Annotated in this window: 17 protein-coding genes; 10 read left to right on the forward strand and 7 right to left on the reverse strand. The window is 40.7% G+C overall.

Annotated features, from left to right (window positions below; all coding sequences use genetic code 11):
• Window positions 1–97: 97 nt before the first annotated feature.
• Window positions 98–391: a hypothetical protein gene (locus RCZ04_RS04535; RefSeq protein WP_460484766.1), complete on the reverse strand. Its 294-nt coding sequence runs from the start codon at window positions 389–391 to the stop codon at window positions 98–100.
• 169 nt (window positions 392–560) lie between these two features.
• On the opposite strand from RCZ04_RS04535, the gene trpS reads away from it, so the two are divergent.
• The 4 genes from trpS to RCZ04_RS04555 are packed head-to-tail and all read left to right on the forward strand — an operon-like array spanning window position 561 to window position 4538.
• A complete protein-coding gene (gene trpS, locus RCZ04_RS04540; protein WP_460484767.1) occupies window positions 561–1529 on the forward strand; it encodes a tryptophan--tRNA ligase in 969 nt (322 codons plus the stop codon).
• Window position 1530: 1 nt separating this feature from the next.
• Window positions 1531–2493 (forward strand): Gfo/Idh/MocA family protein, encoded by a 963-nt coding sequence (locus RCZ04_RS04545; RefSeq protein ID WP_460484768.1) that lies wholly within the window; start codon window positions 1531–1533, stop codon window positions 2491–2493.
• Window positions 2490–3902 carry an SPOR domain-containing protein gene (locus tag RCZ04_RS04550; protein ID WP_460484769.1) on the forward strand — a complete coding sequence of 471 codons (1413 nt, stop codon included), beginning with the start codon at window positions 2490–2492 and terminating at the stop codon, window positions 3900–3902. Before RCZ04_RS04545 ends, RCZ04_RS04550 begins: the two co-directional genes overlap by 4 nt.
• Window positions 3903–3905: 3 nt before the next feature.
• Entirely contained in the window at window positions 3906–4538 is a 633-nt protein-coding gene (locus tag RCZ04_RS04555) for a 7-carboxy-7-deazaguanine synthase QueE (protein WP_460484770.1), read from the forward strand.
• Window positions 4539–4618: 80 nt separating this feature from the next.
• Here RCZ04_RS04555 and RCZ04_RS04560 read toward each other — a convergent pair whose 3' ends face one another.
• The 3 genes from RCZ04_RS04560 to RCZ04_RS04570 all read right to left on the reverse strand — a co-directional run bounded on the left by RCZ04_RS04560 (window position 4619) and on the right by RCZ04_RS04570 (window position 7151).
• Window positions 4619–5323 carry a class I SAM-dependent methyltransferase gene (locus tag RCZ04_RS04560; protein ID WP_460484771.1) on the reverse strand — a complete coding sequence of 235 codons (705 nt, stop codon included), beginning with the start codon at window positions 5321–5323 and terminating at the stop codon, window positions 4619–4621.
• A gap of 30 nt (window positions 5324–5353) precedes the next feature.
• The gene (locus RCZ04_RS04565) at window positions 5354–6322 is read right to left on the reverse strand and encodes a DUF438 domain-containing protein (protein ID WP_460484772.1); all 969 of its coding nucleotides are present in this window, start codon (window positions 6320–6322) and stop codon (window positions 5354–5356) included.
• Window positions 6323–6770: 448 nt separating this feature from the next.
• The gene (locus RCZ04_RS04570) at window positions 6771–7151 is read right to left on the reverse strand and encodes a helix-turn-helix domain-containing protein (RefSeq protein ID WP_460484773.1); all 381 of its coding nucleotides are present in this window, start codon (window positions 7149–7151) and stop codon (window positions 6771–6773) included.
• 178 nt (window positions 7152–7329) lie between these two features.
• On the opposite strand from RCZ04_RS04570, the gene RCZ04_RS04575 reads away from it, so the two are divergent.
• From RCZ04_RS04575 to RCZ04_RS04600, 6 genes are all read left to right on the forward strand, one after another.
• Entirely contained in the window at window positions 7330–7962 is a 633-nt protein-coding gene (locus RCZ04_RS04575; RefSeq protein WP_460484774.1) for a hypothetical protein, read from the forward strand.
• 123 nt (window positions 7963–8085) lie between these two features.
• Window positions 8086–8610, forward strand: coding sequence for a TlpA family protein disulfide reductase (locus RCZ04_RS04580; RefSeq protein ID WP_460484775.1), 525 nt, complete (start codon window positions 8086–8088; stop codon window positions 8608–8610).
• 94 nt (window positions 8611–8704) lie between these two features.
• Window positions 8705–8881 carry a hypothetical protein gene (locus RCZ04_RS04585; protein ID WP_460484776.1) on the forward strand — a complete coding sequence of 59 codons (177 nt, stop codon included), beginning with the start codon at window positions 8705–8707 and terminating at the stop codon, window positions 8879–8881.
• A gap of 27 nt (window positions 8882–8908) precedes the next feature.
• A complete protein-coding gene (locus tag RCZ04_RS04590; RefSeq protein ID WP_460484777.1) occupies window positions 8909–9106 on the forward strand; it encodes a hypothetical protein in 198 nt (65 codons plus the stop codon).
• Between the two features lie 13 nt (window positions 9107–9119).
• On the forward strand, window positions 9120–9302 hold the full coding sequence (locus RCZ04_RS04595) for a hypothetical protein (protein ID WP_460484778.1): 183 nt from the start codon (window positions 9120–9122) through the stop codon (window positions 9300–9302).
• A 73-nt stretch (window positions 9303–9375) separates the two neighbouring features.
• Entirely contained in the window at window positions 9376–11550 is a 2175-nt protein-coding gene (locus RCZ04_RS04600) for a peptidase domain-containing ABC transporter (RefSeq protein WP_460484779.1), read from the forward strand.
• A gap of 383 nt (window positions 11551–11933) precedes the next feature.
• On the opposite strand, the gene tilS is transcribed toward RCZ04_RS04600, so the two are convergent.
• The 3 genes from tilS to RCZ04_RS04615 form a co-directional block, all read right to left on the reverse strand.
• Complete coding sequence (gene tilS / locus RCZ04_RS04605; RefSeq protein ID WP_460484780.1) at window positions 11934–13238, reverse strand: tRNA lysidine(34) synthetase; 1305 nt, start codon at window positions 13236–13238, stop codon at window positions 11934–11936.
• A gap of 85 nt (window positions 13239–13323) precedes the next feature.
• Window positions 13324–14178, reverse strand: coding sequence for an aminotransferase class IV (locus RCZ04_RS04610; protein WP_460484781.1), 855 nt, complete (start codon window positions 14176–14178; stop codon window positions 13324–13326).
• 2 nt (window positions 14179–14180) lie between these two features.
• Window positions 14181–14567 carry an START-like domain-containing protein gene (locus RCZ04_RS04615; protein ID WP_460484782.1) on the reverse strand — a complete coding sequence of 129 codons (387 nt, stop codon included), beginning with the start codon at window positions 14565–14567 and terminating at the stop codon, window positions 14181–14183.
• Between the last annotated feature and the right edge of the window lie 40 nt (window positions 14568–14607).

Here is a 14607-nt window from a genome sequence, read left to right on the forward strand (position 1 = left end):
ATAAGCACCGCCGAAATTTACTACAGTAAGTCCTACACGAGGCTGTATGCAATGAGTATTTATTAAAAGTCCCGCTGCAAATATAGTAAAAGCATCATCAACACAAATACATATCAATTAAAGCATATATAAATAATAGCATAGGCAAAGCCATTACAATATTGGATATCACACAACCACGCTTTTTCTTTTTGTACAGGAAATATGTCTCTACTGATAAGAAAATACCAAAGAGAATATAAAATACTCCCAACCAAAAGAAATACACAAAGACATCTCCTGTAGCACAGAAATAATCGGGATCAATAAACCTATTAGCAATAATAATGGATACTATCCACAGTAATAATAACAAGGCAAGGCGTTTCGCTATATGAGTCGTTACTTCCATAATATGGTTCTTTAGAGAGCAAAAATAAATATTTAACACTTATAAACCAAAAGTTTTAGCCAATAAGGCTTTTTATTCATATCACACAATTTGCTCATTTGCTAATTATTTATTACTTTTGCGCTCTAATTCTCAACTTCTAATCCCTAACACCTAAAAACCAAACAATATGGCTCGTGTATTAACAGGCATTCAAAGTACTGGTACCCCACACTTGGGGAATATCCTCGGAGCAATACTCCCCGCAGTGCAAATGGCGTCAGACCCTTCTAACGAATCGTTCCTATTCATCGCCGATATGCACTCTCTCACTCAGATAAAGGACGGCGCACTGCTTCGTGCCAACACCTATAGCGTTGCTGCTACTTGGTTGGCTTTTGGTTTGGATACTAATAAAGTAACCTTCTACCGCCAGAGTGATGTACCCCAAACCGCTGAGCTCTCGTGGTACTTAGCTTGCTTTTTCCCTTACCAACGCCTCACCCTCGCCCACTCTTTTAAAGACAAAATGGACTATCTACAAGATGTGAACGCTGGGCTCTTTACTTACCCTATGTTGATGGCTGCCGATATTCTCCTTTACGATGCTGAGGTAGTGCCCGTGGGCAAGGACCAGTTGCAACACCTCGAAATTACGCGCGATGTAGCTTCGCGTTTCAATCATCAGATGGGTGAGACATTCGTGCTCCCTCAAGCCAAAATTGCCGAAAATGTGATGATTATTCCTGGAACCGACGGTGAGAAAATGAGCAAGTCTCGCAATAACTTCATCAATATTTTCTTGCCCGAAAAGCAACTCCGCAAGCAAATAATGGCAATCCCAACTGATAGTACACCTTTGGAAGCGCCCAAAGACCCTGATACTTGCAACGTGATGAGGCTCTACCGCCTCTTGGCTTCTCCTGAGCAAATAAAAACAATGGAAGATGCTTATCGTGCAGGGGGTTACGGTTTCGGTCAAGCCAAACAAGCCTTTTACGAACTGATATTAGAAAAATTTGCTGTCCCTCGCGAGCGCTACGCTTACTATATGGAGCATTTAGAGCAACTCGACGCTATACTCAAAGAAGGTGCTACTAAAGCCCACCGTGTAGCCGACGAAACTTTGCGCAGGGTACGTGCTAAAATAGGATATTAAAATGACAAAACTAAAAGCTGGCGTCCTCGGTGCAGGACATTTAGGAAAAATACATTTGCGATTGCTCAACCAATCCGATAGATATGAACTCGTGGGTTTCTATGACCCCGATGAAGCTAACGCTCAAAAGGTGAGCGAAGAGTTTGGTTACAAGCGCTTTGACAGTATCGATGCACTCATTGCCCAGTGCGATATGGTAGACGTGGTAACCCCTACCCTCAACCACTTTGTGTGTGCCGAAAAGATTATCAAGGCTGGTAAACATCTCTTTATCGAGAAACCTATCGCCACTACCGTAGAAGAGGCGGAAACCATTATCGCTCTCGCTAAAGAACACCACGTCAAAGGACAGGTAGGTCATGTAGAACGCTTTAATCCTGCCTTTACTGCTGTACGCGACCAGATTCACAACCCTATGTTTATTGAGGCGCACCGCTTGGCGGAATTCAACCCGCGTGGTACCGATGTGCCTGTAGTGCTCGACTTGATGATTCACGACATCGATGTGATTTTAAGCGTCGTAAAGTCTAAGGTAAAGCATATTTCAGCCAGTAGTGCAATGGTCATTAGCCATTCGCCCGATATTACCAATGCGCGTTTGGAGTTTGAGAATGGTTGTGTGGCTAATATCACCGCCAGCCGTATCTCAATGAAGAATATGCGCAAGAGCCGTTTCTTCCAAAAAGATGCGTATATCTCTATCGACTTTTTAGAAAAGAAAGTGGAAGTAGTGAAGATGAAAGATGCCCCTGAAGTGCCAGGAGACTTCGATATGATACTACAAAATGCCGAAGGTGAGCGTCGTCAAATATATTTTGAATATCCCGAAATCCACAATAATAACGCTATCTTAGACGAGCTTGAGAGCTTTGCCGATGCTATCGAAAACGATACTACCCCAATGGTAACCCTCGAACAAGGGACTGAAGCCCTCCGAATTGCCAAGAAAATAGTAAGTTTATGAAACAGCTCATCACATTGCTCGCTTGTGTGGGACTCGCTTTCTCCCTAAAAGCTCAATCTACTACCGATTTCAATATTAGATACGAAACCTTTATCAAAGGCGATATCAAGATTATAGGCAACAATATTCTTAACCGTAAGGAGAAGCGCAATAACCCTAACGACCCTTATAACGACCGCAGCTCGAAAGCCAAGCTGAACGATGAGTTCGATATGGAGTATATTGATATTGACTCCGACCCTAATACATTTTCGTCCAGTAGTGCTAATTTTACCTTTGAAGGAACAGGCGGGAAAGTGGCGTATGCTGGTTTGTATTGGTCGGCTACCTATCCTTATGCTAAGGGGGCTCTAAAAGGAAATAAGAATATTCCCGTTGATGCTAATAGAGAAAACGCTAATAGTGTGTTGCTAAAAACTCCTAATAACGATACTTACACCCCTATTGTTGGAGAGCTCATCTATGACGGGCGCACTGACGACGCATTGAAGAACTCTGCCCCTTACGTGTATTACGCTAATATCACCTCTCTTTTAGCTTCTGCCTTCAAGACAGTAGGCGACTATACCGTAGCCAATGTAAAAGCGGCTTTAGGGCAAATAGAAGGTGGGTCGGCGGCAGGTTGGGCTTTGGTGATAGTATACGAAAACCCCGATAGCAATGTAAAGAAAATCATTACTTACGATGGCTTTTCGGCAATTACCAATGAGGCTTCTAAAACCTTTACTTTTAGTGGCTTTAAAACCCCTGAGACAGGCGACTTCAAAACGCGCATTATGGGCGTAACCCTCGAAGGCGACTTTAATATGGCAGGTGATAACGTGGCTGTTGGCGTACCTACCAGCGGTAAAACCTCCTCTTTGGAAAGCAAATGGCGGCCTAATCAGAACTTCTTTAGTAGCGCTATCACAAATAATGATGAGGTGATAAAAACACGCACCCCTAACAGCGAAAACACTCTGGGCTTTGATATCTTCCGTATGGATATTAAAAACGATAGCCAATACCTCATTCCTAACAATGCTACTTCGTTAGATTTGAGTTATACCCGCAGTCGCGACCGTTATTATTTGTTCCTTACCGCTTTAGAGATAGAAAACAATCCTAAGGAAATTACCCAACTACACCGTTCACCAACAGTCAAGAGAATAAGCACCACCGAAACTCAGCGGGGGTACTACGTGGTAGTGGGTGTATTTTTAAACTACAACAATGTAAACAAACGAGTAGAAGAATTGAAGAGATGGGGTTATGATGCCCAAGTGTATTACAACCGTGACCAAGGGCTAAACTACGTTTATATCGCCCGTTATAATACCTATGACGAAGCCCTGAAGAAAGTAGAAGAAGTACGCGAAAATACCGAAATCCCCGACCCGTGGATATTAGATGTAGCTAATGACGAATAATAAATGCTAAATAACGATACACAAATAGCCTTACAGAAAGGGGAACTTCTCCCCCTGATGGAGGCTTTTTATACCTTACAAGGTGAAGGTTTCTATAAGGGAACAGCGGCTTACTTCATTCGCTTAGGCGGTTGTGATGTGGGGTGTCACTGGTGTGATGTAAAGGAAAGTTGGGCTGCCGAAGCTCACCCCTTAGTGTCCGTCGATACTATTGTAGCCGAAGCCTTGTCCTACTCCAAAACTATCATTATCACAGGAGGCGAACCCCTAATGTGGAATTTAGACCTGCTCACCGCTAAACTCAAAGCAGGTGGCGCACGTACTCATATTGAAACTTCAGGAGCGCACCCTCTCTCAGGTACTTGGGACTGGATTTGCCTATCTCCTAAAAAAGTAAAACGCCCCGTAGGAGACGTTCTCAAGAAGGCTAATGAGCTCAAAATGGTAATTTACAATAACCACGATTTTGTATTTGCTGAAGAAATGGCAGCGCAAGTATCGCCTAATTGCCTGCTTTACCTCCAACCCGAATGGAGTAAACGCGCTGAGGTAATGCCCAAAATCGTCAGTTACGTAATGGCACACCCCCAATGGAAAGCCTCCTTGCAAATGCACAAATACCTTGACATTAGATAAAAGATAAAAGGCGTGCGCTACATACTTTGTCAAAGTCCTTAACGCCTGCCGTGCTACGGTCTTTGACAAAGTCTAAGAAATTAATTTGTTAGCCTCGCAAGATAGTCAAAATGCTCCCCTTCGGCAATCAATTCACACTCCAAACCTACTGAAAAAGCAACCCGTTGCAAGGTGTTATAATCTATATACATCCACGGGAAAGGCTTTTCTTTTTCCCCCTTGTACTTCACCACGTAATCCACTTCACCGTAATAATCAAAATACAACGGTACGTCATAACTACCATCAGGATTCTCATCAAACATATAGATAATATCCGAGGAATCAGTGAGTATTTGTCCGTGAGGCGCTAAAAGCGTTTTCAACCGACTGTAAAAAGCGCCCATCTGCTTCAATCGTCCGCACATTCCCGCACCGTTCATCAGCAAGAGAATGGTGTCGTACTGCCCTTGGGTGTCCATTACATTTTCCACCCGTACATTGCGCAAACCGCGTAACCGGCACGCTTCAATAGCTTTAGGCGATAGGTCTATCGAATGTACTTCAAGTTGGCGTTCATTTTGCAAGTAAAGACCGTGAGAGCCCGCCCCACAGCCCACTTCCAACACTTTACCACGTGCCAATTGCAAAGCCTTTTGTTCTAAAGCAGGCATCTGCTCAAACGAGCGAAACAAATAAGGCAAGGGCAACACATCTTCTTCGGAAATCGTAGTTTCCGTTTTAATATCTTCGGTGTATTGCCCTTGCTGATAATCTAAAATAGCTTGTCCAAAAAGGTCTTTCATTTCCCTCTTATCTCTTTCCTCTTACCTAAATTAAGAGTCCCACTCCAATAAACGGCGTTCACCTTCTATTTTCTGAATATTGGTGATGTCCTGCGACATTTCTATCACACCTTTGTAGTTCTTCTCCTTGTCGCGTACCGCAAAGTAACGCACGTAAATCAATCGTCCGCGGTAGTTGAACCAAAAGTTTGCTTCATTCTGAGTGCCCGCTTTAAAATTCTCTACAATTTTAAGCACCGTGCCTACACTCTTAGGCGGGTGGCAGAATTTCACTTCCCTACCGATAATCCCCGCACTGCGTGGAAATACGCGTTCTTCGCCGCGGTTGTAGAAAATCACTCGGTCGTGTTCGTCTACAAAAGTAATATCAATAGGGAGAGTTTTCAGTAAGAGATTCACCTGTTCAATGGTCATATAGCCCTCGTCGTAGTGAGCAGCATCCTCGCTGAATTGCACATCAGTACGGCGTTCCGTATCCATTGAGGGGTGTACGTACACCGGTTCATCGGGATTGTTGTTAGGGTAGGGGGCAGGCTCGTCTTTCAGCATCCAGCCTATTTCTTCCTCACCTTTACGCATCGCTATCCAGTCTTCTTCAGTGAGCAATTGCAAAGCGTTAGGGAAGAGAATATTCGCTTCCACATTCAGCAAGCGCCCTAAGTTATCTTCAATATAGCGCACATTGGTTTGCGCCGCATCAAGGTCTTTTTCTTCCAAATTCTTGCGTACCAAGCGGAAGATGTCGCGAATCGTATCGTGAAACGACCACATATTCTGCGACGGGTTTGTCCATCCGCGTTTTTCCAAGAAAGGGAAGAGCTGGTTTTCCTTGCGAGCAAAGTGCTTTTCAACCGTAGCCAAGTGGTTGAATACGTTGTAAAACTTTTGGTAATCAGTATGAGGGTCAATGCCTAAAAGCTCATCCAATAACGAGTAAATAAGCTCCGCCTCAAGCATATAGGTATGCACGGGGTGCCCTGCGGGTAAAGTTTGTTCCATAATAATTTATTAATTAGGACGCAAAGGTATGAAATAATTAGCGAATTAGCAAGTCTGCCAATCTGTTAATTCTCTAATTTCCTCATTTACTAATTCTCTAATCTCCTAATTACCCGTCGCATCTCTTCCTAATGCCTATGGCCTAATGCCTATTGCTTCTTCCTTTTCTTTCGTCACGAAACCTTATTTTTAGCATTATTGGCATTATTGTATTATGGTATTAATCAATCTCTTATACGCTCTTTGTATAACAATCGTCCAAGATTCGTATAAGCATCCTATAAGCTTTGTATAAGCTAACCATACCTTTCTCACAGCTCACCTTTTATCTTTTACCTAAAAACTCCCTTCCGAACCTTTCCGTTTCCTTCCGAAATCACTAACTCACTATCTGACTTATCCGACCTATCCTAAAAATCCGACTTCCCCCGAAAAATCTGACTTCGTCCTACTTGCCCAAAAACTCTTTCAAAAGTGCTATTTGTTCGTCCTTCTCTTTCAGCCGTGCCTCATACGAAGCGATAAGTCTCTCTATCGTCTCTTTATTCTCTTGATAAAAGTACTCTATTCTTTGAGTGTATATACTCGACTCTTTGTTATAACTATTGTTTTGTATCCAACTCTCCCCTATATCCAAGAGCTCATTTACAGGAATGCCCAAAACAGTAGAGATTTGGAACATTCTCTCCACCGAAAGTTTAGTCTCGCCTGTTTCTATTTTTCTATAGGCAGGAGGAGTAACCCCTAAATCATCAGCCATATTTTCATACGTATAGCCTTTTTTGCTTCTTTCTTTGGCAATTCTTTCTAATATTTTGTTTATTTCCATATCAAATATATACTATTCGTTTTCTCGGCAAAGGTAGGAAAAATAAGCTAAATCGCAAGTTTTTTTAACTAAAAGTATATTTTTCATAAACCAATGGTTTATATTTTTCTCTTAAAAGTATTGCGCAATTCAAAAATTATGTTATACCTTTGTATCGTTATTTAAAACAATGCGTTTTATGAAGTGGAACAACAGCACTATTTTTATTGCTTTATCGGTTACTTATATAGCACTTTCTTATATTTCATCGGTAGTGTTAAACATAAACGGAGTAATGGCGCAATCGTTATCGGAGCAACTCTCTACCGAGCAGATTAACGAAGTTCTCTCATTCAAAGATAAATGGCAATGGGTAGGCTATGTGTCAGTTCCCGTACTACTACTTATTAAAATAAGCGTTACTGCCCTACTGATAGATATAGGCTATGTGTTTTACAACGAGAAATTGCCTTATAAGCAACTTTTTCGTATGGCTCTCTTAGGCGAAGGTATCTTTTTATTTGTCCCTATTGTTAAGTTGTGTTGGTTTGCGTTTTTTCAACCCAATTTCACATTAGAAGATGTGCAGTATTTCTATCCGCTTTCAGCTCTCAATATCACAGGTTATAAAGGGATTGCAGTTTGGTTTCTCTATCCTTTGCAAGTGCTCAACTTGTTTGAGTTAGTCTATTGGCTTTTTATGGCACAACAACTCAATAAAGCCATCGGTAGCACCACAGGTAAAGGGCTCAACATTGTGGCAGGCGGTTATGGCGTAGGCTTACTCTTATGGGTAGTATGTGTAATGTTCTTTACCTTAAATATATCATAATTAACAAATATGTTATAGTAATATGTGGTTTTTATGAATAATGACCGTCGCTACAATTCCCCCTTTGAAGGGGGATAGGGGGATGTTCTTAATATGTAAATATTTTCTATAATCCTTTTTAATATGAAGAAACCAATTGTAAAGAAACTCATTATAGCAGTGGTAGTGTTATTTTTAGGAACTATGGGTTTCTTGATTACCCAAAAGCTACAACACAAAGCCCAAGTACAGCAACAACTCAGCACTTTGCCTGAGTTTAGCTTTCAAACCATAGAAGGGAGAGCTTTTACGAAAGCACAGTTGCCTAAAAACACCCAAATAGTGTTTATCTATTTCAATACTGAGTGTGAGTATTGTTTTTATGAAACCAAAGAGATAAGCGAGCAGTTAGAGCGATTTAAAGCAAGCACCTTGCTATTTGTCTCAAACGAGAACAAAGAAGCCATCAAAACTTTTGCTATACAACAAAACTTATGGGATAAAGACAATGTAATATTCCTGCAAGATAGCGCTTACACTTTTGCTACAAAATTTGAAGCCAATAGTATACCCTATATATTGGCGTATGATACACAAGGCAAATTACTATTGCGTCACAAAGGACAACTAAGAGCCGAAAAACTATTACAGCTCTTAGGCGAAAAATAAAATCATCTGTTAAGGAGAGGAGCAAAAAAGCTAGCGTTTGTGGATACTTCTTTTAGATGATAGTAATTATTTATTAATATAAAATTTTAAAACGATGAAAAAATTAGAAATCAAACAAATGGAAGAAATCCAAGGAGGATTTGACTGCTCTTCTTGGGGAAGAGTTTCTTATGTTGCAGGAGCTGCTGTTGGAGGCGCTATTTTCTTCGGGGGGATGGGGTCAGTTCTCTGTGCTTTAGGTATGACGGTATACGCAGAAGCAAAATGTTAAAAATAATAACTAATAAAAATTTATACTATGAAAAAATTGAACTTAATTGAAATGGAAAGCATAAAAGGCGGTGATAAAATCGATAACTTTTGTGATGGATTTGCAGCAGTAGCTGCTGTTTATGAAATAGGTGTTTTAGCAAATCTTTGGAATCCTGTCGGATGGGGAGCAACTATTGCAGGTGCTGCAATAGGAGCAGGATGTGTAGCTTACGGTTTACGATAGAACAATAGATATTATGAAAAAATATGTACGTTATACCTTGCTTGTTATAACTATTATAGCAGCTGTTCCTGTTTTTATGAGACTTTTCACCGATTATGAAATAAACAAATGGGTGATAGCTTCATCATATATAGTAATATTTGGTAATCTCATAACTACTAAAATATTATTTGAAAAAGAGAAGAAAGAGCGTTAGCTTGCTTTAATGTAAAATTTAACCTTAATAAACCCTCATTTAGGGAAGCTTAAATGAGGGTTCTTTTTACACTATGCTCAACCTAAAACATATCCGTAAAACCTTTGTACTCCAGCACGACCAAAGTGATTGTGGGGTGGCTTGCTTGTTATCTCTTGTCCAATATTACGGTGGTGCGCACACCTTAGAAGAACTCCGCTCCCTTAGTGGTACTACCGTGCAAGGCACTACCCTATTAGGGCTCTACCAAGCAGCCAATAGTATAGGTTTTGAGGCAGAAGGCAACGAGGCGGATATAGCGGTGCTCAAAGTGTATAATGCTCCACTCATACTGCATTTAACTATGGGTAATTTAGAGCATTATGTGGTGTGTTACGGTTATGAAAAAGATACATTTATCATAGGAGACCCTGCAAAAGGTGTTGTATCGTTATCCGCTGAAGAATTAGAGGTTCTTTGGCGCTCTAAAACTTGTTTAACACTCACCCCTACCGCTCAATTCAAAAAGAAAACAACACAGCAAAAAGCACAGTTGAAATGGTTTTTAAACCTCATTCAAAAAGATGTACGTTTGCTACTCCTCAGCGGGCTATTAGGTACGGTCATTGCCGTTTTGGGTTTAGCAATGGCTATCTTCTCACAAAAACTCATTGATAACATTCTCCCTTCTAAAGAAATTAGTAAACTTATTCAAGGGGTGCTGTTGCTCACTTTTTTGCTCTTAGCTCGCATAGGCATTTCGGTAGTAAGAGAATACTTTTTGCTCTTGCAAGCTAAAGACTTCAACACGCGTATCAACCAGCAGTTTTTTAGTAAACTCCTTCACCTGCCCAAATTCTTTTTCGATACGCGCAAAATAGGAGAACTCATTGCCTGCCTAAACGATACCCAACGCATTCAGCGAGTGATTAAAATGCTCGTAAGTGCTACGTTTATTGATATATTGGTGGTAGTTATCACTTCGGTATTTTTGTTTTACTATTCGTGGCAAGTGGGGGTGTTCACCTTGCTATCTATCCCCATTTACTTTTTTGTCATTCGTAAGAACAACACCAAAATTGTTACCCTGCAACGCGAGGTAATGCAAACTTACGCTTTGGTAGAGAGTCATTATATCAATACTTTTCAAGGTACTACTGATATCAAGATTAACAACAAACAAGCGGTCTTCTCAAAAGTAAACGAGGGTATTTTTCTCTCCTCACAAGAAAAAGCCTTTCAGTTGGGCAAAGTGAACATCAAGCTCTCGTGGGTATCAGGAATTATTAGTGTTGTTTTCTTGGTAAGCGTGCTTGTTTACTGTGCAATACGAGTACTCAAAGGCACTTTGCTTTTAGGAAAACTAATGGCAATCCTCTCAATGGTGGGCTCTTTGTTGCCCTCTGTACTGAATTTAGCACTGATAAGCATTCCTATCAATGAGGCTAAAGTAGCTTTTGCTCGTATGTATCACTTTAGCGCAATGCCTCCTGAGCAAGAAGAGGGAGAGGCTATTGACAATATTGACAGCGTAGCTTTAGAAAACGTATCGTTTCGTTTTGCAGGCAGGAAACCTATCTTGCATCATCTTTCTTTGCAAATCAATAAAGGTGAAATAGTGGCTATCGTAGGTGAAAACGGTTGCGGCAAAAGTACGCTTGCCAATCTGTTATTGCAGTTTTATCCACCTGATGAAGGGACTATTTATATCAATCGGCAATATGCGCTGAACACTATTGCTACCAAAAGTTATCGCGATAAAGTAGCCTATATTCCTCAAGAAGTGGCTATTTTCAACGGTAATGTATTGGATAATATTTTGTTAGGAACAGAAACCTCTTCTGAAGAACTTGTCGGTTTCTTAAAACAATACGGTTTTGATACGTATTTTCAGCAGTTTCCTCAAGGCTTACTCACTCAATTAGGCGAAAAAGGAGTAAATATTTCAGGTGGACAAAAACAGCTCATAGCCTTTGCTCGTGCACTGTTCAAAAAGCCTCAATTGCTTATTTTAGACGAAGCGACTTCCGCAATGGATAGGCATACCGAAGCCTTTGTACATAGCGTGCTTGAGCAAATCAAACATAATACCCTTATTCTTTTTATCTCACATCGCCTGCATTCCTTACCACATCTCGCCGACCGTATTTGTATTTTAGAGAAAGGAACTATCACTCTTTCAGGTACTCACAACCAGCTACTGCAATCTCAAAACTTTTATAGTGATTTCTTCCTAAATCCCCCCATTATCAGATTTGCTAATTCCTAAACTCACAACTTTGCCAAAGTTTTCAATTACCCGTCTCCCTACTACCTTTTTCTTTCGTCACGAAACCCTATTATTAGCATTTTTGGTATTATTGTATTATGGTATTAATCAATTATTTATATACCCTTTGTATAACAATCGTCCAAGATTCGTATAAGCATCCTATAAGCTTTGTATAAGCTCAATATACCCACTTTACCTTTTACCTTTTATCTTTTACCTAAAACCCCCCTTCCGAATTCCTCCGATATCTTTCTCCTCCCTCATCTCTCTTCTGAGCCTCCCAGAGTTTTTGAGACTTTCTCCAACTCGTCCGACTCCGTCCGACCACCTTCAACCAATCTCCCCCTTATTGCCCGTGCGGCTCGCACCGTGCTACGACCTCACACCTGCCCGTGTGGCTCACACCTAATTTTTACAGCCCTTTTAGTATCCTTAGTAACTTTAAAACGGTCGTCTAAGCGCTTGCCCACCACCCACACAATATCGTCACCACTACATAAAAGCACTTGGTCTTCGCGCTCTATTTGAGTGTATTTTTCATCAGTAAAAAACTTGCTCAGTTTCTTCTTGCTGTTCATTCCAAAAGGGAAAAACACATCGCCTTCCCTCTTATACCGCAACATAAGTGGGTATTGCAGTTTATCAGCGTCTACGTATATTTCAGTAGCAATAGGATTTTTCACTTTCACTTTACCCTCTATAAATTCAAAACGAAGATGAACAGGGTCATATACTTCAGCCATATCTTCTGAAATCAGCAAGCTTAAATTCTGCTTAGCTTCATTAGGCTTTAACCAAAGGCAAGCGTTGTCTTTTATGAGGATATGAGTAGCTGAAAGAACTTGTTTACCCGCTTCGGCATTCAACAATAGATTCTTGAGGTCTTTTACATTACTAAAACCGTAAGGATAGAACAGTTTATGTAAAACAAAATCTAATTCAGGAGCAACTTGTAGCTTTTCGGTATTTATCTGAATAGGATTATCACCCTCAAAGCAAGATTCTTTGAGTTGTTCTATATAAAAATCTATAAATCGCGCTGATTGATGCAGATATTCCTGTGTTTGATTGAAGTTTTCTAAATAATTAGGGTGCACTAACGCAAGTTTGGGTACAATATCGTGTCGGATTACATTGCGCACATACTTATTGGAAGCATTACTGCTGTCCTCACGCCATTTAAGGCGCTTAGCCTGCGCATATTCATATATCTGCTGACGAGAAAACTGTAACAACGGACGTATGATAATGCCTTTTTCTTCTGGAATGCCTAAAAGTCCATCTAAACCACTACCTCTGGAAAGGTTGATGAAGAAGGTTTCGAGGTTGTCGTTAGCGTGATGAGCGGTAGCAATAGCATCGCAGAAGTGTGTGCTTGCTAGCTCGTAAAACCACTGATAGCGCAACTCACGAGCTGCCAACTGGGTATTCAGCTGATGTTCCTCAGCATACCAGTGGGTATTGAAACGTTTTACTTCTAAAGGAACCCCCAGCTCCTGAGCAAAGGTGCGGACAAAAGTCTCATCGGCGTCACTTTCTTCTGAGCGCAATTGGAAGTTACAGTGCGCCAAAAGCAATTCAATACCGTGAGCATATAGTATATGAGCGAGTACCACACTATCAATACCACCACTAATAGCAACAAGTATTTTCTTTCCCGTTAGATTTTTAATCTCAATATTCATAATATTACCTTTTACTCACATTATCTGTTGCGCCCTCTTCACACACCCAGTTCTCAACATTCACTGCTCTTACCTCTTACCTAACTTACACCACTCCAAACCTCGCACTTGTATTCAGTTTACCGATAAGACTTTTGGCAGTAGTACAAGGATATGCTTTTTTGCGATACTGACTGATGGGCTGAATGCCAATAAGGCTATTAGTGAGGAAAAGCTCATCGGCTTTTTGGAGTTCGAAAGGAGAGATAGAGGTTTCTATCACTTCGTAATCCTGTGTTTTGTTAAGAGTCTTGATAAGCATCTTGCGAGTAATACCGTTGAGAGCGCCATCGGTAAGCGGAGGAGTTCTTAGGGTGTTACCTTGCACCACAAAGAGGTTGCCGTTCAGCATTCCTGCAATGCTCTTGTTACTATTGAGCAAGATACAATTCTGATACTCGTTTTCTTCAGCAAAGATACTACCCAGTACGTTCGCCGTGCGATTAATGTGCTTTATATTAGCTAAGAGGTCGGGTTGTATGTAAAAATCTTTAAAGAGTTCTACCTCGTAGGGTTCTTCGTTTAGCACATAAAAAGGGTTGTTCATCGCTTCGGTTTCTATGATATAATCTACCTCATTGGTAAAGGGGGTATAATTGCCTCCTTCTTTACGGAACACACTCATACGCACTTGTGCTGGCTTACTCTCAAGACCATTAGCTTTGATAAGAGTAAGGATTTCCTCTTCGAGGTATTCCATTGAAAATACCATAGGGATATCCATACGTAAAATGCGCATACTTGCCATTAGGCGCAGGTAGTGTTCTTCCCAAAAGATTAGTTTTTGGTAGCTGTATTTGCAAATGTCGAACACACCATCACCATAGCGGAAAGCACGGTTTTTAACGGTTAAAATAGTATCGCTATCGGTGATGAGGTTGCCGTTGTAATTGAGTTTCATATTTAGTTAGCACCTATTTTAGCTTTTAGGTCGTTTATTTGAAGTATCCAGAGCTGTTTAGCTTCTTCAATTTCATTAGGGAGGGCGAAATCGGTAATGATGAGGGAGACCTCTTGGGTCATATCATTTACATTAATTTTAATTTCGAAATAGGTAGTAGCTTCCTCGTCGTCTTCCCAATGAAAACGAATATGGTCGTCTAACTTTTTGCGCAACAGCTGAGCGGTTTCTTCTACTCCATTCCATACAAAGGTGTATATTTCTTCATTGGCACGCACATCGTCAGCATACCACGATGAGAGTCCTGCTGGGGTAGATATATATTGATAGAGCAGTTGTGGAGAGGCGTTTACGGTAACTTCTAAGTGATATTTTTCTTTTGTTTGCATAGGCAATAGGTATTATTACACTGATTTTAATGGGCGCAAT

The organism is Capnocytophaga sp. HP1101 (genome assembly GCF_054772415.1).

Excerpts from the sequence above, each read along its gene's own strand:
- RCZ04_RS04615 (WP_460484782.1), bottom strand. The coding sequence starts at position 14,567 with ATGCAAACAAAAGAAAAATATCACTTAGAAGTTACCGTAAACGCCTCT.
- trpS (WP_460484767.1), top strand. The coding sequence starts at position 561 with ATGGCTCGTGTATTAACAGGCATTCAAAGTACTGGTACCCCACACTTG.
- RCZ04_RS04595 (WP_460484778.1), top strand. The coding sequence starts at position 9,120 with ATGAAAAAATATGTACGTTATACCTTGCTTGTTATAACTATTATAGCA.
- RCZ04_RS04555 (WP_460484770.1), top strand. The coding sequence starts at position 3,906 with ATGCTAAATAACGATACACAAATAGCCTTACAGAAAGGGGAACTTCTC.
- RCZ04_RS04590 (WP_460484777.1), top strand. The coding sequence starts at position 8,909 with ATGAAAAAATTGAACTTAATTGAAATGGAAAGCATAAAAGGCGGTGAT.
- RCZ04_RS04570 (WP_460484773.1), bottom strand. The coding sequence starts at position 7,151 with ATGGAAATAAACAAAATATTAGAAAGAATTGCCAAAGAAAGAAGCAAA.
- RCZ04_RS04550 (WP_460484769.1), top strand. The coding sequence starts at position 2,490 with ATGAAACAGCTCATCACATTGCTCGCTTGTGTGGGACTCGCTTTCTCC.
- tilS (WP_460484780.1), bottom strand. The coding sequence starts at position 13,238 with ATGAATATTGAGATTAAAAATCTAACGGGAAAGAAAATACTTGTTGCT.
- RCZ04_RS04575 (WP_460484774.1), top strand. The coding sequence starts at position 7,330 with ATGAAGTGGAACAACAGCACTATTTTTATTGCTTTATCGGTTACTTAT.
- RCZ04_RS04585 (WP_460484776.1), top strand. The coding sequence starts at position 8,705 with ATGAAAAAATTAGAAATCAAACAAATGGAAGAAATCCAAGGAGGATTT.
- RCZ04_RS04600 (WP_460484779.1), top strand. The coding sequence starts at position 9,376 with ATGCTCAACCTAAAACATATCCGTAAAACCTTTGTACTCCAGCACGAC.
- RCZ04_RS04545 (WP_460484768.1), top strand. The coding sequence starts at position 1,531 with ATGACAAAACTAAAAGCTGGCGTCCTCGGTGCAGGACATTTAGGAAAA.
- RCZ04_RS04560 (WP_460484771.1), bottom strand. The coding sequence starts at position 5,323 with ATGAAAGACCTTTTTGGACAAGCTATTTTAGATTATCAGCAAGGGCAA.
- RCZ04_RS04565 (WP_460484772.1), bottom strand. The coding sequence starts at position 6,322 with ATGGAACAAACTTTACCCGCAGGGCACCCCGTGCATACCTATATGCTT.
- RCZ04_RS04580 (WP_460484775.1), top strand. The coding sequence starts at position 8,086 with ATGAAGAAACCAATTGTAAAGAAACTCATTATAGCAGTGGTAGTGTTA.
- RCZ04_RS04535 (WP_460484766.1), bottom strand. The coding sequence starts at position 391 with ATGGAAGTAACGACTCATATAGCGAAACGCCTTGCCTTGTTATTATTA.
- RCZ04_RS04610 (WP_460484781.1), bottom strand. The coding sequence starts at position 14,178 with ATGAAACTCAATTACAACGGCAACCTCATCACCGATAGCGATACTATT.